Source organism: Aeromonas veronii bv. veronii, assembly GCF_000820225.1.
Lineage (GTDB): Bacteria > Pseudomonadota > Gammaproteobacteria > Enterobacterales > Aeromonadaceae > Aeromonas > Aeromonas veronii.
The window spans coordinates 1-23,631 of sequence record NZ_CDDK01000042.1; the positions used below are offsets into that span (position 1 = coordinate 1).

The 23,631-nt window shown below is 57.2% G+C and carries 21 protein-coding genes; 6 read left to right on the forward strand and 15 right to left on the reverse strand.

Annotated elements, in window-relative coordinates; translation table 11 throughout:
- The first annotated feature begins 198 nt into the window (after window positions 1-198).
- Entirely contained in the window at window positions 199-1,395 is a 1,197-nt protein-coding gene (locus BN1139_RS18095; RefSeq protein ID WP_005354983.1) for an NnrS family protein, read from the forward strand.
- Window positions 1,396-1,411: 16 nt separating this feature from the next.
- On the opposite strand, the gene BN1139_RS18100 is transcribed toward BN1139_RS18095, so the two are convergent.
- Entirely contained in the window at window positions 1,412-1,981 is a 570-nt protein-coding gene (locus BN1139_RS18100; RefSeq protein WP_005354984.1) for a helix-turn-helix domain-containing protein, read from the reverse strand.
- 119 nt (window positions 1,982-2,100) lie between these two features.
- On the opposite strand from BN1139_RS18100, the gene BN1139_RS18105 reads away from it, so the two are divergent.
- Entirely contained in the window at window positions 2,101-3,276 is a 1,176-nt protein-coding gene (locus tag BN1139_RS18105; protein WP_005354985.1) for a benzoate/H(+) symporter BenE family transporter, read from the forward strand.
- 122 nt (window positions 3,277-3,398) lie between these two features.
- Window positions 3,399-4,463 (forward strand): DUF3103 family protein, encoded by a 1,065-nt coding sequence (locus BN1139_RS18110; RefSeq protein WP_005354986.1) that lies wholly within the window; start codon window positions 3,399-3,401, stop codon window positions 4,461-4,463.
- A 69-nt stretch (window positions 4,464-4,532) separates the two neighbouring features.
- Here the strand turns inward: BN1139_RS18110 and metF are convergent, their stop codons facing one another.
- Window positions 4,533-5,423, reverse strand: coding sequence for a methylenetetrahydrofolate reductase (gene metF / locus BN1139_RS18115; RefSeq protein ID WP_005340191.1), 891 nt, complete (start codon window positions 5,421-5,423; stop codon window positions 4,533-4,535).
- A gap of 329 nt (window positions 5,424-5,752) precedes the next feature.
- Here metF and BN1139_RS18120 point away from each other — a divergent pair, with 329 nt between their 5' ends.
- Window positions 5,753-6,553 (forward strand): GNAT family N-acetyltransferase, encoded by an 801-nt coding sequence (locus BN1139_RS18120; protein ID WP_005354987.1) that lies wholly within the window; start codon window positions 5,753-5,755, stop codon window positions 6,551-6,553.
- Between the two features lie 72 nt (window positions 6,554-6,625).
- On the opposite strand, the gene BN1139_RS18125 is transcribed toward BN1139_RS18120, so the two are convergent.
- The 12 genes from BN1139_RS18125 to BN1139_RS18180 form a co-directional block, all read right to left on the reverse strand.
- Window positions 6,626-8,095, reverse strand: coding sequence for an ABC transporter substrate-binding protein (locus tag BN1139_RS18125; RefSeq protein WP_005354988.1), 1,470 nt, complete (start codon window positions 8,093-8,095; stop codon window positions 6,626-6,628).
- An 8-nt stretch (window positions 8,096-8,103) separates the two neighbouring features.
- Window positions 8,104-10,083 carry a HAMP domain-containing methyl-accepting chemotaxis protein gene (locus tag BN1139_RS18130; protein WP_005354989.1) on the reverse strand — a complete coding sequence of 660 codons (1,980 nt, stop codon included), beginning with the start codon at window positions 10,081-10,083 and terminating at the stop codon, window positions 8,104-8,106.
- 222 nt (window positions 10,084-10,305) lie between these two features.
- Entirely contained in the window at window positions 10,306-10,920 is a 615-nt protein-coding gene (gene ompW, locus BN1139_RS18135; RefSeq protein WP_005354990.1) for an outer membrane protein OmpW, read from the reverse strand.
- Window positions 10,921-11,377: 457 nt separating this feature from the next.
- Window positions 11,378-13,051: a diguanylate cyclase gene (locus tag BN1139_RS18140; protein ID WP_005354998.1), complete on the reverse strand. Its 1,674-nt coding sequence runs from the start codon at window positions 13,049-13,051 to the stop codon at window positions 11,378-11,380.
- Between the two features lie 121 nt (window positions 13,052-13,172).
- Window positions 13,173-16,001: an excinuclease ABC subunit UvrA gene (uvrA, locus tag BN1139_RS18145; RefSeq protein WP_005354999.1), complete on the reverse strand. Its 2,829-nt coding sequence runs from the start codon at window positions 15,999-16,001 to the stop codon at window positions 13,173-13,175.
- A gap of 89 nt (window positions 16,002-16,090) precedes the next feature.
- Window positions 16,091-16,471 (reverse strand): curli-like amyloid fiber formation chaperone CsgH, encoded by a 381-nt coding sequence (gene csgH / locus BN1139_RS18150; protein ID WP_232297640.1) that lies wholly within the window; start codon window positions 16,469-16,471, stop codon window positions 16,091-16,093.
- 44 nt (window positions 16,472-16,515) lie between these two features.
- Window positions 16,516-18,105, reverse strand: a complete 1,590-nt coding sequence (locus BN1139_RS18155; protein WP_005355001.1) for a curlin — start codon at window positions 18,103-18,105, stop codon at window positions 16,516-16,518.
- Between the two features lie 34 nt (window positions 18,106-18,139).
- Window positions 18,140-18,661 (reverse strand): curlin, encoded by a 522-nt coding sequence (locus BN1139_RS18160; protein ID WP_005355002.1) that lies wholly within the window; start codon window positions 18,659-18,661, stop codon window positions 18,140-18,142.
- Window positions 18,662-18,848: 187 nt separating this feature from the next.
- Window positions 18,849-19,688, reverse strand: a complete 840-nt coding sequence (locus BN1139_RS18165) for a CsgG/HfaB family protein (protein WP_005355003.1) — start codon at window positions 19,686-19,688, stop codon at window positions 18,849-18,851.
- A gap of 7 nt (window positions 19,689-19,695) precedes the next feature.
- Window positions 19,696-20,097: a curli assembly protein CsgF gene (locus BN1139_RS18170; RefSeq protein ID WP_005355004.1), complete on the reverse strand. Its 402-nt coding sequence runs from the start codon at window positions 20,095-20,097 to the stop codon at window positions 19,696-19,698.
- A gap of 11 nt (window positions 20,098-20,108) precedes the next feature.
- On the reverse strand, window positions 20,109-20,552 hold the full coding sequence (locus tag BN1139_RS18175; RefSeq protein WP_005355005.1) for a curli production assembly/transport protein CsgE: 444 nt from the start codon (window positions 20,550-20,552) through the stop codon (window positions 20,109-20,111).
- Window positions 20,552-21,199, reverse strand: a complete 648-nt coding sequence (locus tag BN1139_RS18180) for a LuxR C-terminal-related transcriptional regulator (RefSeq protein WP_005355006.1) — start codon at window positions 21,197-21,199, stop codon at window positions 20,552-20,554. Before BN1139_RS18180 ends, BN1139_RS18175 begins: the two co-directional genes overlap by 1 nt.
- 426 nt (window positions 21,200-21,625) lie before the next feature.
- On the opposite strand from BN1139_RS18180, the gene BN1139_RS18185 reads away from it, so the two are divergent.
- Both BN1139_RS18185 and BN1139_RS18190 read left to right on the forward strand, forming a co-directional pair.
- Window positions 21,626-22,213: a single-stranded DNA-binding protein gene (locus tag BN1139_RS18185; protein WP_005340181.1), complete on the forward strand. Its 588-nt coding sequence runs from the start codon at window positions 21,626-21,628 to the stop codon at window positions 22,211-22,213.
- 136 nt (window positions 22,214-22,349) lie between these two features.
- Window positions 22,350-23,093, forward strand: coding sequence for a substrate-binding periplasmic protein (locus BN1139_RS18190; RefSeq protein WP_005355007.1), 744 nt, complete (start codon window positions 22,350-22,352; stop codon window positions 23,091-23,093).
- 72 nt (window positions 23,094-23,165) lie between these two features.
- On the opposite strand, the gene BN1139_RS21900 is transcribed toward BN1139_RS18190, so the two are convergent.
- Window positions 23,166-23,291 carry a hypothetical protein gene (locus BN1139_RS21900; protein ID WP_019445191.1) on the reverse strand — a complete coding sequence of 42 codons (126 nt, stop codon included), beginning with the start codon at window positions 23,289-23,291 and terminating at the stop codon, window positions 23,166-23,168.
- Window positions 23,292-23,631 lie beyond the last annotated feature (340 nt).

The following is a 23,631-nucleotide window of genomic DNA, read 5'->3' on the forward strand; positions in this document are numbered from 1 at the left end:
CTGGTAGGGGCGCATTATAGGGAGCCGCGCCGGGATGACAAGGGCTTTTTCATCAAAAAAATTCGTTCGCTCAGATATCAAGCAACCACCTCTTTTTTGCTCGAAATGGCATCAATCCTGACTATTGCCGGATTTAAATTGAACATTTGAAAAGCCAATTTATAATTGCCATCTCAAATGTTCAATTGGAATGCCCTCATGCATCAAATCCTCGATAGCCATAAGGAAGAGCAAATCGTCTCGCTGTTCCGCTTGGGGTTCCGACCCTTCTTCTTGTTCGGGGCTCTCTTTGCGGCCGTCGCCATGTTGCTCTGGCTGGGGCAGCTCAACGGTTGGCTTACCTTGCCCGGGATTGCCAACCCAATCTGGTGGCATGGTCATGAGATGCTGTTTGGTTTCGGGGCTGCCATCGTCGCGGGTTTTCTGCTCACCGCGGTGCAGAACTGGACGGCCCATCCCGGTGTTCGGAGCTGGCCATTGGCAATGGTGGTGGGGGTGTGGATGTTGCCAAGGACCTTGTTACCCTGGCTGGGTGAAGAGAATACGATTCTGATGTTGGCAGACCTGCTCTGGTTGCCGCTTTGCGCCTGGTTCCTTGCCAAGCCTATCTTGATAACCCGGCAATGGCGCAACCTCTTCTTCGTGCCCCTGTTGTTGATACTGACCCTGCTCAATGGCGCCAGCTGGTTATGGCAGGCCGATTGGACCACCGTTGAGCATCTGCTGATCACAACGGTGCTGTTGTTTACCACCCTCATAGCCGTGATGGGTGGAAGGGTGATTCCGTTCTTCACCGCCCGAGCAACCGGTCAGGAGAAAGCTGCACCTCGACTCTGGCTGGAACGGACTGCGCTCGCGACACAGTGGCTTATCTTGCTCTGCTGGCTGCTGCTCCCCACCCAATGGGTCACCAGCATATATATAGTGCCTCTCTATATAGTGGCGGCGAGTTTGCATCTGTGGCGGCAACTGCGTTGGCATCTGCCATCGACCCTTGCGCATCCCCTGCTGTGGTCACTCCATCTCGCCTATCTGTTTATCCCTCTTGGCCTGCTCGCACTTGCGGCACATAGCGCGGGTCAGCCCATCACGTTGTCGATGGCCAGTCACCTGCTTAGCGCAGGCTGCATGGGGACCATGATTCTGGGTATGATTGCACGAGTCTCCCTCGGCCATAGCGGTCGAGCCTTGCAGGTAGGACGCAGGATCACTGGCGCATTCGCCCTGGTTATCGCTGCCGCCACAATGCGGGTGGCGATTCCCCTGTTCTGGCCTGCTTATACCCTGCATGGCTGGAACCTCAGCGCGCTTGCCTGGATCGCTGCCTATGGTCTGTTTGTCTGGGTCTATACCCCGATACTGATCCGCCCCAGAGCAGATGGTCGTCCGGGTTAATGACTGCGGAACGTGTTCAGGGTGTTGCCACCGGATAGTGGATCAAATTGTGGAAAATAGCCGGGGCTATGCCGAGATTGCGATAACCATGGGGACGGTCCGCAGCAAAACGCACCGCCTCCCCTTGCTCAAATGAGCGCCACTCCCCTTCCACCAGCACCTCCATCATGCCGCTGATGACGATGACATGCTCGGTCACTCCCGGCTCATGGGGCTCGGATTCACGCTGGTAACCCGGCAACAGGGTTAGCTCAAGCAACTCGAAACCAAACCGGTTTTCATAAGGGAAGAGCGGTGCCACTTGCATGCCCTCTCCCGCTGGCTGCTGGCGAATGGCATCGGCGGTGCGATAGAGCACCTCTGCCTGCGCAGCGGGTATGGGCTCAATGAAACTGGAAAAGGAGACTCGAAACCCGGTGGCTATCTTCCACAGCGTCGCCACCGTCGGGCTGGACTCTCCCCGCTCAATCTGCCCCAGCATCGCCTTGCTGACACTCGTTTCGCGCGCAGTGGCATCCAAGCTCCAGCCGCGCTCGCTGCGCAGCCCCTTCAGTCGAGCAGCCAGATGCTGACTCATCTCTTGCATAACTGCCTCTTTATTACTCTTGCACGATGCACATTGTGCGCTATAGCGCACAGCGATATAGTCAAAGCTGTATTGTACGTAATAACGCACAGCGCGTCACAACGCCAAGAGGAAGAGTCATGCCCTTCGCCATCCCCCATCTGATCGCAGGCTTTATCGCCGTGATGGTCGGCTACACAAGTTCCGTCATCCTGATCATCCAGGCCGCCACGGCAGCAGGTGCTGATACTGCCCAAGTTGCCTCCTGGCTCTGGACGCTGGGGATCGGCATGGGGGTGAGCTGCATCGGCCTCTCTCTTTATTACCGCATGCCCGTACTGACCGCCTGGTCCACACCGGGCGCGGCACTGCTGATCGCCACGCTGGGCAACTTCACTCTGGCGGAAGCGATCGGCGCCTTTGTGATCTCCTCCCTGCTGATCACTCTGTGTGGCATCAGCGGCTGGTTTGACCGCTTGATGAAACATATCCCGGCTCCACTGGCCGCCGCCATGCTCGCTGGCGTGCTGCTCAGATTCGGATTGGATCTGTTCAAGGTCGCCCCGCAAGATCCCTTGCTGCTTGGCACCCTGCTGCTGGCCTTCCTGCTGGGTCGTCATCTCTGGCCCCGCTATACCATGGTGCTGGTACTGGGAGTGGGGATGCTGATCTGCAGCGTGCGGGAGGATTTGCAAATGGGCACCCTTCACTGGCAACTAGCCAGCCCGGTCTGGACATGGCCAGCCTTCTCCCTTGATGCTCTGTTTGGTATCGCGCTGCCGTTGTTCATTGTCACCATGACATCGCAAAACATGCCGGGGATTGCCATCTTGCGAGCCCATGGCTATCAGCCTGCCACCTCCTCGCTGATCAGCTGGACTGGCCTGACTGGCCTGCTGCTCGCCCCTTTTGGCGGCTATGCCTTCAATCTGGCCGCCATCACTGCCGCCATCTGCATGGGCAAAGAGGTCGACCCGGATACCAAGCGCCGCTGGCCAGCTGCGGTATGGGCGGGTTGCTTTTATTTCGTGACCGGCTGCTTCGGTGCGACCGTCGCAGCCCTGTTTAGCGCCTTTCCGGCAGCCCTTGTCACCTGCGTCGCTGGTTTGGCCCTGCTAGGTACCATCGGCAGCAGCCTGCACTCTGCCTTACAAGAGGATGAAGCGCGAGAAGCTGCGCTGCTCACCTTTATCATTACCGCGTCCGGGATCAGCCTGCTCGGCATCGCGGCAGCCTGCTGGGGTCTGCTGATTGGTCTGGCTATCTATCAGTTCCAATCATATCGACAAAGGAATCAATTGAACCTCAAACCGTGAACCTCTGCACACTATCCAGATAAAATGATTCACAAGTGAAACTAATTTCCTTCTAGTGGCGCTAGGGCACCAATCTTCCCGGACGTGTTGCCCTGTCAGGTTCCATGCAACGGAGTATAAAAATGAAAAATCAGGCTGTCTTGTTACTACTGGCCATATTGGGTGCTACGAGCGTCCAGGCTGCCGATACGGATCGAGAGCTGGCTCGCCAGCTCGCACTTCAGCAGAAAAACCTGCTGCCCCTGCTGAGCAATCAGCAATATCAGAGCCCGCTTCCCAACCTGCTGCAAAAGGCCAGCCCACGGCTTAAACGGCAGGCGAGCGATGCCAACCAGGCGGCCATCAGCCGGCAAGGACTGGATGGCGAGGTCAAGCAACTGATGCAGTTGCGACTGGCCAACACCGATCAGGCCACCGCACTGCAACAGGGTGTCGAACCGCTGGTCGCCTATGTTCCAAGTGGAGATGAGAAGAGCTGGAGCGCCATTGAAGCGTTCGACAGCGCTGGCAATCCCGTCTATCTGGATGCGGACAAGGCACCGGCCCGGCCGGTTCTGGTAGTCGAAGCCGATCCCGTCAAAGCCAAAAACGCAGGCTTGAAGGTAATGCGCAAGGCGCTGGCCGATGCTGATCTGCAAAGCGCTCCGCGAGTGGCGGCCAGCACGGCGCCACTCAAGACCAGTATCCTGAAAAAGATCAGACTGAAGGATGATCAGGAGCCCTGGCTGCTCGGCGCAGCCGAAGTGTATGCAGTGGTCGCAGGGGTTAATCCCAGCCGGGATGAACCAGTAGTCGATATTGTCGACATGCCCTACCTCGACTATGACAACACAGACTACACCCCCAACCAGATCCTGGTTTACTGGGATCGCTATCGCTGGGGTGCCGTCGATGTGGTGATGATGGAGCAGGATGACAACGTCAACTACAAGGAGCTGAGCGCCCTGCTGATTGAAGCTCTCAAACTCGGCTTTACCGCGGGTGGCGTGCCGGAAGCCCTGCCCTTCCTCGATCTCGGCGGTCGCATCGTCAAGGCACTGCCCGACTCCTGGATGACCAACAACGACGACTATCTGGATACCTTCTACACACTGGAGCAGGATCAGGTCTATCGCCAGTATCCGGGGGCTGCCGGTAATGCGGTTATCGATCTTGAGCCAAAAGAGATCGCCCCGACCAGACCTTGATAATCGGCCATAACGAAAAAGCCAATGAGCAACTCATTGGCTTTTTGCTTTTATCGCGGTGACCACCGGTCAACCCTTGGGACGAACCCCCAGAGTATGGCAGATGGCATAAGTCAGCTCGGAGCGGTTCAGGGTATAGAAGTGGAAATCCTTCACCCCTTCCTGACTCAGCACGCGCACCTGATCGATGGCGATGCTAGCCCCCACCAGATTGCGAGTCATCTGATCGTTATCCAACCCCTCGAAACGCTGATGCATCCAGCGCGGGATCTTCACGTTGGTAAAACCGGCAAACTTGGCCAGGGTCTGATAGTTGGAGACCGGCAGGATCCCCGGCACGATTTCAGCATCGATGCCGATAGCGGCGCAGCGATCCCGAAAGCGCAAATACGTTTCCACATCGAAGAAGAACTGAGTGATGGCGCGGTTGGCACCAGCATCAATCTTGCGCTTGAGGTTGAGCAGGTCGGATTGCGCACTCTTGGCCTCCGGGTGCCCTTCCGGGTAGGCGGCAACCGAGATATCGAAGTCAGCCTCCGACTTGAGCAGGGCAACCAGATCGGTGGCATACATATCCGGCTTCTCCAACCCCTGCGGCAAGTCACCGCGCAGAGCCACGATATGACGAATGCCGCTGTTCCAGTAGTCGCGGGCGATGGTGCGCAATTCGTCGCGGCTGGCATCGATACAGGTCAGGTGCGGCGCCGCAATCAGGCCGGTCCGCTCCTTGATGTCCTTGATCACCTTGTGGGTGCGATCACGGGTGCCGGAGTTGGCGCCATAAGTGACGGAGACGAACTTGGGTTCCAGTACTTTCAGCCGTTCGATGGACTGCCAGAGGGTATTCTCCATCCCTTCACTATTGGGCGGAAAAAACTCGAAACTGACCGATATATCGCCATTCAAATCTGCCAAGCTCTGGTTGAGCGCTTCAACCTGACGTGCACTGTGAAAACCCATCTGCTCTTCTCCCTGTCCTGCAATCCATCAGCCTACGTCAAAACGGATGTTTGGACGTCTAAACGTCTTTATATTTATGAGCAAAACGACACAAAGTCAACAGGGATTTACCTCACATCCGATCTGACGAACTTCATATTTACAAAATTAACGGTACGTAACCGAAAAGTGCCCATCCCAAAATTGCCCCAGTCGAGTTATGATGGGGGCAGATCGTCCTGGACGTTCTGAATCTGCGTGTGATTGTTTGGCCGGAGGTTTCTCCGGCCCCTTTTCATCTATTTCCCACTCCTGCCGATAACAGAATGAGTCTTTGCAGGAGCACCATCATGGATACCCACCCCGGCTTTGCCACCGACTTGCTGTTCGATCGCTATCAGGGCGAGGTTGTTCAGCACGATCAGTTCTGGGCGGTTCGCACGCCGGATGCTCCCGATTACTACTTCGGCAACTACCTGCTACTCCCCAACCCACCCAGCGACCGTGACAAAGGCTGGCTGGAAGCCACATTTGATCAGCTGATCGGCCAGGATCCTCGAGTGCGCCACCGCACCTTCCAATGGCCACTGGCGGCCGGACAAAACAGCCGGATCGCCGGTTTTGTCGCAACGGGATACCAATATATGGAGTGCGTGGTACTGGCGCTGGATGAACAGAGCTGCCCACCTCCTCACGACGACATGAACAAGGTTGAGGCACGCACCTTCACCACAGCTGATTGGCCTGAGTGGCTCGACTTCGAACTCCATGAACGGGATGAGGGACACTCGGAACAAAGCTATCTCCCCTATCTGCGATCCCGCCAGGCGCTCTATCAGGCCATGATTGCCGATGGTCTCGGGGACTGGTGGGGGATCTGGAAAGAGGGACAACTGGTCGCCAGCTGCGGCCTCTTCTTTTGCGGCACACTTGGGCGCTTCCAGTTGGTACGCACGCACCATGCGTGGCGCAACCAGGGGTTATGCCGCCAGCTACTGAGTCAAGTGGCTCGCGCAGGATTGTCCCGCGCCAAACAGCTGATCATAGTGGCTGACGAGCATTACCATGCCCAGCGCATTTACCGCTCTCTGGGGTTTGCCCCGGTAGCCCGCATCGGCAGCCTCTGCCGCTGGCCCCACGAAGCACAATAAAGCGATACATGCTGGCCGCGAGCCATAAAAAACGGGAGGCTGATGCCTCCCGCTCTTATTGATGCTGATGACCTATTGCTGTGGCAGCTGTGGCGCCTCCAGCTCGTTGGAGAGCGCCTGCTCCACCTCATCCGACGGCGCCGGTAATGGTGCAGCGGCGGCTGATGCGGGTTCTACGGGTGCCACCACGGCAGGCGTTTCACTGGTCGCGGGAGCTGCGGACACCTCAGTCGCTGGCGCTGAAGCCGAAGCAGGAGCAGGAGCAGGAGCAACCGCATCACACTGACAATCCACGCTCTTGGCCTTGTTGCCCTGATGAGGGGCATACCAGCCCTTCAAGCCACTTTCCAGTCGATCCGCGGCAGCCTTGGGCTCCATCTTGCCAAGCAGCACAGCCTGACTCACCTCGGCCAGTTCATCCCCCAACTTGGGCGTACCACGGGAGAGGATCTGGGTCGCGACCCGAATGGTCGAGTCACACTGATCGCGCCACTCCATCATCTCTTTAGCCGCCGGATTGGTGACATCGAAGAAGTGGTTGGAGAGGGAGAAGAATCCCGGCAACGAGTTGGTATAGAGCTCGGCAAATTGCGGCGTCGTCAGCCACTGCAGGAAAGCCATTGCCCCCACTTTATTCTTGCTGGCCGGATTCATCCCCATACCGATATCGGTGTGGTCGGTAAAGAAACAGCCATCACCCTGTTTGGCCACCGGCGGACGCATGACGCCAAAATCGACCTTGCCGGTGAAGGGGGCAATCTCCCAGGAGCCCGCCACATAGAAGGCAGCCTTGCCGGAGGTGAACAGCTCGTTACTGGTCGCATAATCGCGGCTCTCGCCACCTTCACCGAGGTAGGAACGCCAGCGGGCCAGCTCGTCGAACACCTTCACATATTGCGGGTTGTCCAACCGCTCCTGCCCGCCGATCAGTGCCAGACGGCCGTCCTCCCCTTTCCAGTAGTTGGGGCCAATGTTCTGGAACCCCAGTTCGGAGGCAACCCAGCTCTCGGAACCACTCATGGCCAGCGGCACATAGCGACCGTCCGCCTTGATCTTGTCCAGCACGGCGAAGAACTGGTCGCGGGTTTGCGGCAAGGTGATCCCCAACTCACTGAAAATCTTCTTGTTATAGAAGAAGCCATGGATCACCGAGGCCATGGGTACACAGAAGGTCTGGGCACCGGAGTCGGTCTGCCAGGGTGACTGAGCAAAACTCGGGAAGTTCTCCATCCCCGCCATTTCGGTCAGCTCGGCCAGATGGCCTGCCTTGAACAGGGCGAGCGAGTCATCAAACGGACGACAGGTAATGAGATCCCCCGCCTTGCCCCCTTTCAGGCTCTCCCACAGAGTGGGCATGTAGTTGACGTTCTGCACCGGATGAAAACTCACCTTGATGCCGGGATGCGCCGCTTCAAACGCCGGGATAATCTTCTGCTCCCACAACGCCTTGTCATCGGTTCGCCAGCTTTCAATCACCAGCTCGCTGGCCATCAGCTGGCCACACAACAGGAGACTCAGGGCTCCAATCCACTTTTTAGACATAAGCCCTCCTAGACCTTGAAATGTGCGATCAATTGCTGCTGTTTGGCGACCAGGTCGGCCAACACTTCGCTGCTGCTGGCGGATTCGCGCGCCTCCCGCTCTGTCTCGTATGCCACATCGGCAATACCGGCGATATGACGAGCGACCCCCTGACTGACGGAGATCTGCTCCTGAGCGGCATGGGCCACCTGATCCGCCATCGACTTGATGGCCCCCATCCGCTCGGCAATGGATTGCAGCGCCACATCCATCTCTCGGGTCTGATCGACACAGCTCTGGGTCTGCTCCTGGCTACGCCCCATCACTTCAACCACATGCTTGCTGGAGCTCTGCAGGTTCTCAATCATCCCCTGGATCTCTTCGGTCGAAGTCTGGGTGCGATTGGCCAGCGCCCGCACCTCATCGGCTACCACCGCGAAACCGCGGCCGGCATCGCCAGCACGGGCAGCTTCGATGGCGGCGTTCAAGGCCAGCAGGTTGGTCTGCTCGGCAATACTGCGGATCACATCGAGAATGCTGCCGATGTTGTTGCTGAATTCGCCCAGCTTGTAGGTGATGCCGACCGCCTCCTCCATGGCGCCAGCCAGCTGCTCGGTGATCCGGCGAGTGGTGGCCACTTTCTGGCGACCATTGCGCGCCTCTTCATCGGCCAGATCCACTTCCCGCTTGGTGCCATCGGTAGAGCGGGCCACCTCGGTGGCGCTCACTTCCAGCTCGGTAATGGCGGCGGCCACCTGATCGGTCTGGCTCTTCTGCTCCTGTACCCGGGACATGGCCCGTTCGCTGATCTCGGCGGCGCGGCTCGCCTCATCCACCAGATGACGGGAGCCCGCATTGATTTGAGAGAGTAGTTCACCGGTCTTGCCCGCCAGCGTATCGATGGAGCGAGAGAGGCTGCCAAATTCGCAACTGCTGCGGTAGTTGATGCGACGGGTCATGTCACCGGCCGCCATGTAATCGAGCTCCTTGTTGATCATCTGCAACGGGCGCTGAATGCTGCGCGCAGTGGTATAGCCGATCACCAGCGCGGCAGCGGCCGACATCGCGGCAACCACCAGGATCCAGAAGCTGGCACTGCTGACCGCCGCATCGGCGTTGATCCGGCTGTCGCTGGCAATGGCCCCGGCGGACTTGCCCATCTCATCGAGCAAATTGAGGCTGTTGACCAGACTGGCATCCAGCTGCTGATTTTGCGTGGCCAGCGACAGCGCCAGTTGCTGAGCCTGACGCATGGTTGCCAGCAAGCCCTGAGCGCCAAGTGCCAGCTCCTGCATCCGATCCAGATTGGAGACAAAGCGCGCTTTCACATCATCGGGCACCAGCACCCGCTCCAACCGCTTGCGGGCCATCTCGATGTCCTTGCTCAACACCTTTTCCAGCTCGTTCAGGTCGGTTTTGGCATCGGCACGGCGGATATTCTTCAGGTCGCGGGCGATACCCGAGGTAATGAGCTCCGCCTTGTTGCGCATGGAGCGCTTGCTGGCGGTCTGTTGCAGCAGCAGATCCGCCGCCCACTGGTAGGTATCCTCAAGGCGGATAAATTCCATCTCCAACTTGTGGCGCTGCTCCAGTGCACTGACCCACTGCCGATGCTGGGCCAACACCTGATCCGCCAAGCCATAAAATTGGGTGGTAGCACTCTCGACCTGCTGGAAGCGGGCACGAGCATCCGCTACGTCGGTAAATTTACCCATCTCCTGACTCAGCTGGGCGAAGCGGTTCTGCTGCTCCTTGAACTGATTGGCCAGCTGCGGCAACTGGGCGGCATCTTCACTGGTGCGGTAGACCAGCACCCAGCGGTTACTATCCTGCAGTGCCCCCTTGAGACCTGCGACAGCAACTACCAGCGGGGTTGCCCGGTCAGATACGGCAGAGAGGCCGTCATTTATACCCTTGATTTTAAAGGTACTGATCACACCAAGCAGGATCAGCAACAGCAGCATCAACACGAATCCGGCGATGATCCGCTGCACGATAGATAAGCCCATGGAGACATCCTCACTCATTGGGGGAAGGTAAAGTGAACATAGTCACTATCGGCAGGGGTGGCGAATAACTGAAATAAAGCGGCAGGTATTTAATTGATTTGTATCGGGTTGGGTCACAGTCCAGACAAAATCAGCCATACGAAAAAAGCCCGGCACAAGCCGGGCTGAAAGAGACGTACTTTGCTATCTTCCGCGGTCCGTTCAGAACCGCAGTCAGAATCATTAGAAGCGGTAGCCAACACCCACCATAAAGGCCATCGGGTCGATATGCGTTTTGAAGGTGCCAACACCATCAACTTTAACATCTGTATCGATATCCATGATCCAGGCTGAACCGTTTACAAACCAGCGATCTGTAACCGCCATATCGATACCGACCTGACCTGCCAGACCCCAAGAGTCGTCAAGGCTGATATTGGCACCATCAAGTGCTCCCACCCCCTTCTCATCAAAGAAGGTGGTGTAGTTCACACCCACACCAACATACGGGCGAACCTTGCTCTGGGCATCGCCAAAATAGTACTGGGCCATCAATGTTGGAGGCAGATGTTTAACCTTGGCAATCTCACCAAGATCGCGAGTACTCACTCTATGGGAGAATGGGGTTGCAGCCAGCAACTCAACACCCCAGTTGTCGGTGATCATATAACCGAGGGTCAGGCCAAGCTGTTGATTACTGTTAATCTCAAATTCACCGGTACCCAATACATTGTCACTGCTCTCCTGAGGAGAAACGATGGCCAAACCACCACGAACCAGAATATCACCAGCCTGATGGGCCATGGCGAAAGGAGAGGTCACTGCAGCGGCAATCATCAGAGGAAGTAATTTTTTCATCACGTAATCCCTTTTTTGTTTTCATTTGATGCTGTAAGCCCGCTGACTATATGCCCTTGTAAATGCAAAGTTATTGACTTGGAGCAAAGGTTGCACAGAAATAAATCGATTGGTGTGACATCTTTGCGTGCCATCCCAATCTCGTTGAGTCCCCAGACAACAAGCTGAAATACCTGTTTCGACAGGTTGTAACTACCCGCATCCAGTGCCAAAAGGAGCAAACAAACCACATCTTATTGCACGGCAGTGCGGCGATTAATTGTTGTTTATATGGGTAAATCAGCGTATTTTTTGCGCCATACAAGTTACTGGTAAGTAATGGTTTATTTATGAAAAATGAGTCGAAATGGCAAAAGGTGGGGGCCTTTCTCGCGGCCGTGTGGGGAATCGGATCCTTTCTCTTTATCCTGCTCGGTTTTATTGTCGCCCTGGCCTATCTGGTATTGGTACGGCAGGGTTAATCCGGATTGACAGAGTGCAGCAGGGTGATATTCCCCCCTTCGGCAAGCTGTTCCGGAGTCTGGCCCATTCCCTCCGCAGAGAGGGGACCAGCGTAGCCACACCACCGATTTCGCCCGCCGACTTTGGCCTGATACAGCGCCATGTCCGCCAGTTTGAAGCTATGACTCCAGAATGAATCCTGGTACTCCGGGTGCAACGGATAGCGGCAGAACCCCAGCGACACCGTCAACCAGAGTGGCGCATCCTCTCTGCCAAAGCGGTGCTGAGCGACACGCTGGCGCAGATATTCGACCCGCAGCGCCAACTCTTGCTCGTCATCCACTTGTAGCAGCAACAAGAACTCCTCCCCGCCCAGCCGGATGATAGGCTCGCGCTCTCCTGTCACCACCTTGCGCAGCAGATCCGCCAACTGTTTCAGCACCAGATCCCCGATGTCATGGCCAAGGCGGTCATTGATCCGCTTGAAATGATCCAGATCCAGCAGCAATAACAGACAAGGTTTGGCCCGGTTGGCCTGCAACCAGCCATCGAGATAGCGACGATTGAAACAACGGGTCAAGGGGTCGGTGAATGCAGCCATCTCCATCTGGCTGGATTTTTCCAACAAATCATCGTGTTGCTGACTGACCTTGCTGGCCATCTCCTTGAACTTGCCGCTCAGGGTCGCCATCTCGGCGCTGCTGTCGATATAGGGGATCAAAGTGGCATCTGGCCGATCGCCAAAGCGTTGCAGCGCCGACACCAGCTGCTGCAACGGGGTGAGCACAATGCTGTTGAGCCGGTACATGGCGATCATGACGCAGATAAAACTGATAAACAGCATGCCGATAAAGGTCCAGAGCGCCCCCTCCATGACGCCACTAAAGATCTTTCTCTCCTCCTCAATCACCAGAGTCAGCACCGGCTGGTTATCGCTGTTGAGCAGTCGCACCTCTCCCCTGAGCCGGGTCAGCCCAAGGTCAATCAGGCGATACGTTATTTGCGGTTTCAGTGGTTTGAAGGTAGCGGTGACATCCAGATTGGCGTGGGAAATCGCCAGAGGCAGCGCGGTACGCTCCGATACCTGCTCGAGATAAGCCTTGTCGAGCCAACGTACAACCAGCAAGAAACCGTTGAACGGTGCCGACTCGTCACTGTTTCTGATCGGCTGCCACGAGTACATTAGCGGCCCCCACTGGGAAGCGCGGATCCCGTGCAGATTAATGCCCCCTTGTGCCACCGAGCGTTCTCTCAACTGCTTTTTCAGTTCATCAAGGAAGTAGGGAAACTGGTCCGGATTGATCCCCGGCGCATCGGGTAGCAGGGTGCGCGTCCAGATTTCGTAGCCGGTGAGATCCATGAAGCTCATCAGGTTGAGACTAAAATCCCGCATCGGCATATCACTGAACAGGTTGGATTCGATGTACCCCCTGCTTTTGTTGTCCACAAAACGGTGACTGTCATCCCAGATGCCCCAATCCCGACTGAATGCATCCAGAGCTGCCACATCCGCCTGAACCGCCTTGGTCACGCGCAGCAGATGCTCCTTCATTCGCTGCTCTTCAATCCGGCTGGCGGCCGGGATCTGGGCCCACGCCAGCAGGACCAGCAATAGCAGGATCGCCCCCAGCCAGATGGGGAACATGGAGTAAGCCAACTGATGATCAATCGTGCGCGGAGCCTGAGCCATAACCCGATATATCCATTACCATGATGCTGAGATGCCAAGCCTGCCCACACTTGACGAGCTTCCCCCTATGCTCCCGATTTTTATAACAAAAAGGGGCCAAAGGCCCCTCGATTATAACGGCTTATCGCGCCAATAGTGGCCGCAAAAAACGAGCTGTATGAGACTCTTTATTAGTGCAAATCTCTTCCGGCGTCCCCGTCACCAGAATGCGGCCACCACCGGCGCCTCCCTCCGGTCCCAAATCGACGATCCAGTCGGCAGTTTTTACCACATCAAGATTGTGCTCGATGATGACGATGGTGTTGCCGCGATCCCGCAACTGGTGCAGTACCTTGAGCAGTTGCTGGATGTCGTGGAAGTGCAGCCCGGTGGTCGGCTCATCCAGAATGTAGAGAGTCTGACCGGTGTCCCGCTTGGAGAGCTCCCGCGCCAGCTTGACCCGCTGCGCCTCGCCGCCCGACAAGGTAGTAGCAGACTGGCCGAGGCGGATATAGGAGAGGCCCACGTCCATCAGGGTCTGCAGCTTGCGCGCCACTGCCGGCACCGGATCGAAGAACTCGCGGGCATCTTCCACCGTCATCTCGAGGATTTCGTGGATGTTCTTGCCCTTGTACTTCACCTCCAGCGTCTCGCGGTTGTAGCGCTTGCCCTTGCAGACATCGCACGGCACGTAGACATCCGGCAGGAAGTGCATCTCTACCTTGATGACCCCATCCCCCTGGCACGCCTCGCAGCGACCCCCTTTCACGTTGAAGGAGAAGCGGCCCGGCTGGTAGCCGCGTGAACGCGCCTCCTGGGTGCCGGAGAGCAGCTCGCGGATCGGGGTAAACAGACCGGTATAGGTGGCCGGGTTGGAGCGCGGGGTACGGCCGATGGGGCTCTGGTCGATATCCACCACCTTGTCCAGATGCTCCAGCCCCTCGACGCTGCGATAGGGTGCCGGGGTGGACTCGGTCGCCTTGTTGAGCTCGCGGTGGGTGATGCGGAACAGGGTGTCGTTGATCAGGGTCGACTTGCCGGAACCGGAGACGCCTGTAACGCAGGTCATCACTCCGATGGGCAGATCCAGGTTGACGTTGCGCAGGTTGTTGCCGCTCGCCCCCTTGAGTTTCAGCCACTTGCCGGTAAGCGGGGTGCGCTCGGCCGGAATGGCGATCTGCTTGCGGCCGGAGAGGTAGTCACCGGTCAGCGACTCCGGATTGTCGATAATCTGCTGGGGGGTGCCCTGCGCAACAATTTCGCCGCCATGCACACCCGCCCCCGGGCCGATATCCAGCACATGGTCGGCGAGACGAATGGCATCCTCGTCGTGCTCCACCACGATCACGGTATTGCCCAGATCGCGCAGATGGGTGAGGGTCTTGAGCAACCGCTCGTTGTCGCGCTGATGCAAACCGATGGACGGTTCGTCCAGCACATACATGACACCTACCAGACCAGCACCAATCTGGCTGGCCAGCCGGATCCGCTGCGCTTCACCGCCGGAGAGGGTCTCGGCACTGCGCGACAGGCTCAGATAGTTGAGACCGACGTTCACCAGGAAACCGAGCCGCTCGACGATCTCTTTCAATATTTTCTCGGCAATCTGGGCGCGCTGGCCGGTGAGGTTCAGCCCTTCGAAAAAGGCGAGCGCATCGCCGATGGACTGCTCGGCGATGGCCGGCAGGTTGCGGTTGTCGACGAAGACGTGGCGCGCCTCCTCCCGCAGTCGGCTGCCACCGCAGCTGGTACAAGACTTGTTGGCGATGTATTTGGAGAGCTCTTCGCGCACAGAGTTGGACTCGGTCTCCCGGTAGCGCCGCTCCATGTTGTGCAGGATCCCCTCGAACGGGTGCTTGCGCACCACCACGTCGCCGCGATCGTTCATGTAGCGGAACTCGATCTCGGTGCGACCGGAGCCGCGCAGGATCACCTCCTGGGTCTTGACCGGCAGATCCTCCCACGGCGTCTCCAGATCGAACTTGTAGTGCTCGGAGAGGGATTTGAGCATCTGGAAGTAGTAGAAGCTGCGCTTGTCCCAACCACGGATGGCGCCGTTGGCCAGACTTATGGCAGGATCGCCGATCACCTTGGCCGGGTCGAAATATTGCTGCACCCCGAGGCCGTCACAAGTCGGGCAGGCTCCGGCCGGGTTGTTGAAGGAGAAGATGCGCGGCTCCAGCTCCGACATGGAGTAGCCGCACTCCGGGCAGGCGAAGTTGGCGGAGAAGGTCATGGGGGTAACCCCCTCTTCACCATCCATCGGCACTACCAGTACGATGCCGCCGGAGAGGGTCAGCGCCGTCTCGAACGACTCGGCCAAACGCAAGGCAAGGTCCTCGCGCACCTTGAAGCGATCCACCACCACCTCGATGGTGTGCTTCTTGTGCAGCTCCAGAGTCGGAGGATCGGAGAGATCGCACACCTCGCCGTCGATACGGGCACGGATGTAGCCCTGGGCCGCCAGATTCTCCAGCAGCTTGGTGTGCTCCCCCTTGCGATCGCGCACCACCGGGGCCAGCAGCATCAGCTTGCTCCCCTCCGGTTGAGCCAGCACCTGATCCACCATCTGGCTGATGGTCTGGGCGGCGAGCGGAATGGCGTGGGTCGGGCAGCGCGGCTCACCAACCCGGGCGAACAGCAGACGCAGGTAGTCGTAGATCTCGGTGATGGTACCAACGGTCGAGCGCGGGTTGTGGGAGGTGGACTTCTGTTCGATGGAGATGGCGGGCGAGAGCCCCTCGATATGGTCGACGTCCGGCTTCTCCATCAAGGAGAGGAACTGGCGGGCATAGGCGGAGAGGGACTCCACATAGCGGCGCTGCCCCTCGGCATAGAGGGTATCGAACGCCAGAGAGGATTTGCCCGAACCGGAGAGGCCGGTGACCACGATCAGCTTGTCCCGGGGCAGGGTCAGATTGATGTTCTTGAGGTTGTGGGTGCGAGCACCCCGGACCACGATCTTTTCCATCTTGTTGCACGCTCGATACAGAAACCTGAGCGAGTCAGTATGGCATAGAGACTACTGGATGAATAGACAGTCATGAGATGAAATGCGCATCATCCGGCGCACGCCATCTGCTCTTTTTTCTCCACCAGCAGCCGCTCGTTTTGCCATATCCGGGCGGTGACCTCGACCCGATAGGGGCAACGCAAACCCAGCCCTATTTTGCCAACCGCCATGACCACTCCAGCCTGCAGCGACAGATTACGGCTCTGGCGCTGAGTCGTGCTCCCGGCGGCCCCTTCGCCATACACCAGCAACCTGAAGCTCACCGTCAAGTTGCGCTTGCTGAGCAGCGTCGGTGCAAGTGACAGCCCCTGTTCGCTCTGCACCATATTGAGGGACAAGCGGATCGACGGATCGGGTTCTATCTCGGTTTCCCTTGCAGTTGCTGGTGAAGGAACGCGATAAACCAGCATCAACCCACAGAGCAGCACCAACAAAAGAGGGGCCCGCAGGCCCCTGAATCCGGAGATAACCATCAGTTGCTACCAGAACCCTGATAGACATAGGCCATGTTATCGCTGCCATAGACCGTCACATTGGCAGTGTTGAGGCTGTCGGTTTGTGCAACGTCAACTTCGTTATTGCCACCGCCCATGCCGCCATTGACGTAAACGTTGGCCACGTGTTTTTCACCGAACTGGCTCACGGTGAGCGTGTTGTCGCTACCCAGATAGGATTCGACCTTGGCATTGTTCAGCTCGCCATCCTGGGTCACTTTGACCACAGAGTCAGAGTGAGACGCATCGGCATAAGCCCAGTTGTCAGTGCCTTTCTGAGCCACGACCAGCTTGTTGTCCGAGCCCCAGGTCCAGGCTCCTTTGCCCTCAACGCCACGCGCGGCGGCAACCTGGTTGCCAGTGCCGTTCTGGTCAATATCGACCTTGTTGCGACTACCTTCCTCTTGCACTGCATTGGCATAGTTGTCGCTACCCAACTGATCGATAGTGACAGACCCACCCACGCTGGTGGCCAGCTGATCAACCACTGCCTGGTTATTGCTGCCATTCTGAGTGACCTGTGCAGTGTTGCCAGACCCCTGCTGGTTGGTATCGGCCTGGTTGCCATTACCCAGTTGAGTCACGACCGCCGTTTCACCAGTGCCGCTCTGTCTGGCGTTAGCGATGTTCTCGTTACCATTCTGGGTGATGGTCAACAGATCCTCAGAACCTCTCTGCTCAGAGTCGATCTGGTTACGACTCCCGGTCTGGGTCAGAAGGGCGGTTTCACCGGAACCAGCCTGCTTGGCCAGCAGGTTGTTCCCTTGTCCGGCGGTCGCACCAGACTGCTGGGCTGTCACGCTGCCAGCGGTCCCGCTTTGCTCCACCGTTGCAACGTTGGCCAGCCCCAGCTGAGTGACCTCGGCAGTGTTGTCATTGCCACTTTGCTTGACGACCGCAGAGGTGCCCTCGTTTGCGCCGTAACCGAAGTTGCTTGTACGTTGTGCGACTAAGGCCGTGTTATTGCCACCCTCTTGAGCCACGCTGGCAACGGCACCATCGGATTCGCGTTGATCGACATCCGCAATATGCCCACCTTCTCCTGACTGGGTAATGGTCGCGCTGGCATAATCAGACCAGTAGTTATTGATCTGCGCGCTGTTACCATCCGCTTGCTGCTCAATCACTGAAATGGCGCCGTTACCATCATCCTGTTTAATGAGAGCATTATTACTGTCACCGAGCTGGCTCACCCGGGCCGTTGCCTCACCGTTGTAGTACTGCTGGGTAATCGAGGCCTTGTTCAGCTGCCCGTTGGTATCAATGGTCGCAGTCGATTTATTGGTCACCCCCTGCTGCAATACCTCCCCTTCGTTCTGGCCACCGGCTTGCTTGATATCAGCAGTGGAAGCACCGGTATTGCGCTGCTCGGTCGAGGCGAGGTTGTCGTTACCCTGTTGATAGATCGCCGCCTTGTTAGCCGTGCTCTCCTCGACCTGCTGGATGTACGCCAGGTTGCCGCTGGAGAATTGAGCCTGAGTCACCTCAGCCTGATTGCCAGTAGATGCCGCCCAAGCGGTGCTGGTCGCCAGAAGAACTGCCGAGGCAATGATGGTACGTTTAAACATGATTTCCCTCTCGTGCTAATGGTTGAGCCTAGGCTCAGTTGGTTTGAACGACATTTACTTGCTGATTGGCTCCCGTCTGAATAACGGTTGCCGCCAATCCATACCCGTTTTGCTCGATGCTGGCCTGATTGCCATCACCCAGCTGGATCGCCCGGGCCTGATTGTTTGCCCCTTGCTGACTGATCCAGGCTTCATTGCCGCTGCCTTGTTGCAGCAGCCAAATCCGGTTATTGATGCCCGCCTGATAGAGCTCGGCGCTATTGCCCTCACCCAGTTGCGCGCCATTGACCCAGTTCTCATCTCCCACCTGGGAGAGTGCCAACTCATTGGCCCAACCCTGTTGCAGCAGGCGCGCCTGATTCAGCTCCCCTTGCTGGGTGAGGCGCAGTTGCTGCTCGCTACCGAGTTGCCACAACAGCGCCTGATTCCCATCGGTCTGCAGACCGGAATCCAGCTCGCTTGCCATCGCCAGCTCGTCGAAGACGGCAGGCTCTGCGGCGAGTTGCGGGGCGCCCGATATCAGCAGGAAAAAGAGAGCACTCAACAGGTGTTTCATCGCGCCATCGCCTTGTTGGAAAACGCCCACAGTATCCCTGTCAGACCAGAGGCGGCCTATCAGGCACTCCGCTGATTCGAGGATGAAAAGTGCCGCCCTGTCGCTGAGCAGAAAGTCTTAATTCGTATTCGATGGAGGCCAAAAAAAATGCCCTCCACCAGGGAGGGCATTGCGCGAGCGGGAAAACTCAAAGCAGCGGGGCATTGTCTTGCAGGTACTCCTGCAGGATCGGATTGTCGATATCCCGCTGGTCAGCCAGTTGCCACAGATTGTCCCGTACACCATTGGCTATCAGCCGGATCACCCCGGACTCGATAGCCGACATGACACACATCTGTACCGGTTCATTGGTGCTGAAACCGGCCTCGGCCTCCAGCAGGCGCTTGTACTCGACGAAGCGGAATACCCCGGCCTGCACCTGTTGCGACAGTACTGTCTTGGAGGTGGTGACACTGTTCAGGATCCGGCCTGAACGGATATCGACGGCGCGCAGATTGACCGTCACCTGATCGACCCGATACTCCCCGCTGGCGCCAATGCCAAAATACTTGGCCCCCGCCCCGCCGGTTCGTACATTGCTGTCATAGGCGACGATCCCCCCCTCGATCAGGATGTTGGCGGCAACCAGCGAGGGCAGTTGATTGGCATTGTTGCCGGGAACATTGGGCTTGTTTTGGGCCGCCCGCACAATCTTGCGCTCGGTCAGCAGGTTCTGCAGCCCCTCTCGCTCCAGTGGCACAAACCATTGGGAATCCCACAAGGCCGTGCTCAGCATGGCCACCCCACCCTGAGTGACCGCCGTGGAGAAGTTGGACGCCGGTGCAGGCAGGTACTGACCGGTCTGATCGCGAAAATCGTAGACGGCCGCGACAATTTTCCCTTTTGGCTTGGGCAGACTGATCAGCTCCTTGTAAGAGACGGATCGCGGCATCAGGGTTGCCTTCTCATCGGCAACGGGAGAGCCGATATGGGTCGCACAGCCAGCCAGCGCAAGCAGGGGCACTATCAATAACAGTTGTCGTTTCATCGCGCCCTCAGTCGGCAATCAGGCCATTCACTTCGATCATGGTGGTCTGGTTGGTCACCCGGTCGGTGATCGAAACCACCAGGGTGCCATCTTCATCCACCACATTGATGGCAAAATCATCGGTCACCAGACTGCCACTCTGGCTGCCATCCTTGCCGATATCGGCCAGCAGCTGGCTGATCAGGCGGGATTGCAGGTTGGAGGTCAGGCGATCCAGCGCCGAGGTGCCGCTGCTACCGCTGCCACTGGCGGGATCCTTGTAATCATTCTGCGCATTGGCGGTGCCAAGCAGATGACTGCTGTTGAGAGGGTTACCCCCAAAGCTGGGGTTGATGGGGCGATAGACAAGCTCCGACGCATGGAGCGTTGGCGCTATCAGTGCAGCAACTAGCCATAACCGGGCACGCATGAGAAATATCCTTATAGTTCATCATGTTCCAAATCGAAGGTATCCATGAACAGGGTCGCGATCTTCTGCTGTTCGAGGGTCTGCCTGACCTGTGACCAAGCCAGTTTGGCGCTCTGCTCCTGCTGATTGCGGCCGGGAGAGAGTGCGGTTTTAAAAATCACCTTCCGGTTGTGGGTGATCCAGATCAGGCTGCCCCAGCGGGCTGTCGGGCGCTCATGAATCGTCAGATTTTCTCTGGCATCCGGGTCTTCATCGCTGCGCAACCGGGTAAATTCGTTATAAAAGCCCTGACCGAAACGGGTAAAGGTGCGATCCAGTACCAGACCATCCACATCCAGCCGATCACTCTCCTGCTCCGGCTGCACCGACTCCAGCGGTGTATCAGCCTCGGCCGCCACAACGGTCGTGCAGCCCCAAAGCAGCGCGAGGCAACACGCCACAGAGAGCGCTTTCATCAGTGGGAGTCCGGAGCATCGAGATACTCTTTGGCCCAGCTCACCGCCTGGATCCGGTTCTTCACATTCAGCTTTTTAAAGACGTTATAGAGGTGGGATTTGACGGTGTGCTCGCTGACAAACAGGCTGTCGGCGATCTCGACATTGGAGGCGCCCGTCATCAGATAACGGATGATCTCCTGCTCTCTGGCTGTCAACAGGGTGTCGTTACGCTGCAGGTAGCTATTGCCCTGGCGATAGTATTCGACCAGCTCGCACAGCAGGTGGCGCGGCATCCAGTACTCGCCCAGCAGGATTTTCTGCAACCCGGCAACCAGCCGGTCGAGCGGATCCTGACGGAAAAACAGACCGCAGATCTGCGGCCACATCAGCAACAGGTCGCGATCCGTCGCAGTGGGAGCATTGAGCAGCACAGTGGTCGCCATGCCAAAGCGTTCGGAGATCGCCCGGTTCCAGCCCAATGACTGGCCAGAGCGGATATAGTCGAGATCGATGAGAAACAGCGTGCCGTCACACTGGTTATCTAGCTGATTAATCTCGTGGATTAGCTGGACGGGACGGCTCAAATGAGAGATGAGGTATGCAGCAAATGTGCTGGCCTGCACATTATTTTCAGTGACCAGTGCGATCGGGCATGCGGCTTTCATTGTGTGCTCTTCCTTGAACCTGTAAACCACCTAATCTGGCCGACTGAGTCTACCAAGGAGGTATGGGAGCACAATATTAAAAAAGTATGAGAATGGATCTCATAAATATCGTAACCATATGTTTTTAGTCGATTTAAAAACCGATTACAATTCGCCAATCAGCCAGCATAACAGGAATATATGGCAGAAATGTGATGCCGGACGCGCCGGAAACAGCTGCAACCCGACCATCACTACAGCAGGAGCCAACAGTTGCCTTTGGCGCATCAAGCCGGTTAAGGATGCTGCCAATCCGCTTCGCAACTGTTACTATGACCGTCACATGCGTCTGCGGGACATTGCGCCCCGCACACAGCAACTAATCAGGTATCTAGTCGTGTTGGACCAGGTTTCGACCTGGCCGGTAAATAAGGTGGAAGAGAGATTATGGCCAGTCGAGGCATCAATAAAGTCATTCTGATCGGTAACCTCGGGCAAGACCCGGAAGTACGCTACATGCCGAGTGGCGGTGCTGTGACCAACATTACTCTGGCTACCTCTGAAACCTGGCGCGACAAGCAGACCGGTGAGCAGAAAGAGCGTACCGAATGGCATCGCGTCGTCTTCATGGGCAAGTTGGCCGAAGTGGCTGGCGAGTACCTGAAGAAAGGCTCCCAGGTCTATGTCGAAGGTAAACTGCAAACCCGCAAATGGCAGGATCAGAGCGGCCAAGAGCGCTACACCACTGAGGTGCTGGTCGACAGCTTCACTGGCGTGATGCAGATGCTGGGTGGCCGTCCGCAAGGCGGTCAGGGCATGGGCCAGAACATGGGTGGCCAATCCCAGGGTAACTGGGGTCAGCCGCAGCAGAGCATGCCTGCCCAGCAGCCGATGAATCAGCAGCGCCCGGCACCGGCTCCGCAGCAGAACATGCAGCCGCAAGGCGGTTATGGCCGTCCTGCCCAGCAGCCGCAATCTGCGCCGCCGGTATATAACGAGCCGCCGATGGATTTCGACGACGATATCCCGTTCTAAGAACAGAATATTGAAAAGGCCCTGATAACTCAGGGTCTTTTTTTATGCACTCAGCCCCGAAAGGGATAAGACGTTTTATGACTGCCTCCCCTACAGTGATGGATATTCTCCACAAGAGCGCTTTGTGAAAAGTGCAATGAAACTGCTCACCCCTTTATTGCTCCTGCTGACCAGCATACTGTCCGGCCAGTTGCAGGCAAAGCCACTCAAGGTCGGGGTCAGCTTTGCCATCCCCCCTTATGTCATCGAAGGCGAGAATCGCGGCATTGAGCTGGATCTGCTGAAAGAGGCGTTCACTGGCAGCGGCTATGAGCCCAGCTTTGAATTTCTGCCGCTGGAGCGCACCTTCCGCCTGTTCGAGTCAGGAAAGCTGGATGCCATCATCAACGTCAGACCCGGTATGGTTGATCCTCACGTTCTGACCCAGCCCGTTATCACCTTCCATAACCGGATCTTCACCCTGCGCAGCACCCACATCAGTACTCTGGACGACCTGCATTCAAAACGGGTCACCGCCTTTCAACGGGCAAGGATCATTCTGGGGGGCGCGTTCGCCACCATGGCCAACCAGAATCCCCACTATGAGGAGGTAGCCAAGCAGCAGGTGCAGGTACATCAGCTGATGCGCGGCAGGGTAGATGCAGTCGTACTGGAGGAGCGGGTGTTCTACTACTACCTCGACCAGCTGATTGCCACCGCCCAGGCAGGCGAGCACTACGAGCGCAATCAGGTCAGGCAAGCAGACCTCTTCCCGCCCACCGTCTATCACTTTGCCTTCCGAACGGCCGATGCCCGCAATCTGTTTGATAAGCGCCTTGAGGCGATGCGTCAGGATGGTCGTTATCACCAGATTTTCGCGGCTTACGGCGCCACGCCGTGAGCCACAAACATAAAAGCCAGCCGGTAAGGGCTGGCTTTGTACTGGCTCCGAAGGAACAGCAGTAGGGGAGCGTTACTTCATTGCGCTGCCGTTTTTCAGTTCTGCTTTCTGACGTTTGGCTTCGCGTTTCTCTTTCAGTGACATCTGCGGTTTTTTCTTGGCATCTTTGCCGTTGTGATGTTCTTTGTTACTCATCATCAAACTCCAAAAATGTTACCCAGACAGTTGGTTCCTCATGGGAGCCAGCATGCCATCCGAATCATCAACTTCAGTACGCTTGGTGGGATGGTGCAAGACCATCACCAGACCCAGCATACCCTCCAGCGGCATCCGGATCCAGCCTCATTCTCGTCCAAAAAATGTCGCGCACAGCCCCCTGAGCGCAGAGGCCAAAGGACCTCGACAGGAAAGACCAAAAAAGAGTAATTCGCATTATTAAATGTTGTCACGCTTATATTAAGTCATCGTTACCTAGATATTTTCACGGATAAATATAAATCCCTCTCATTATTTATTGCCACGCAAGAGGTCACCATTT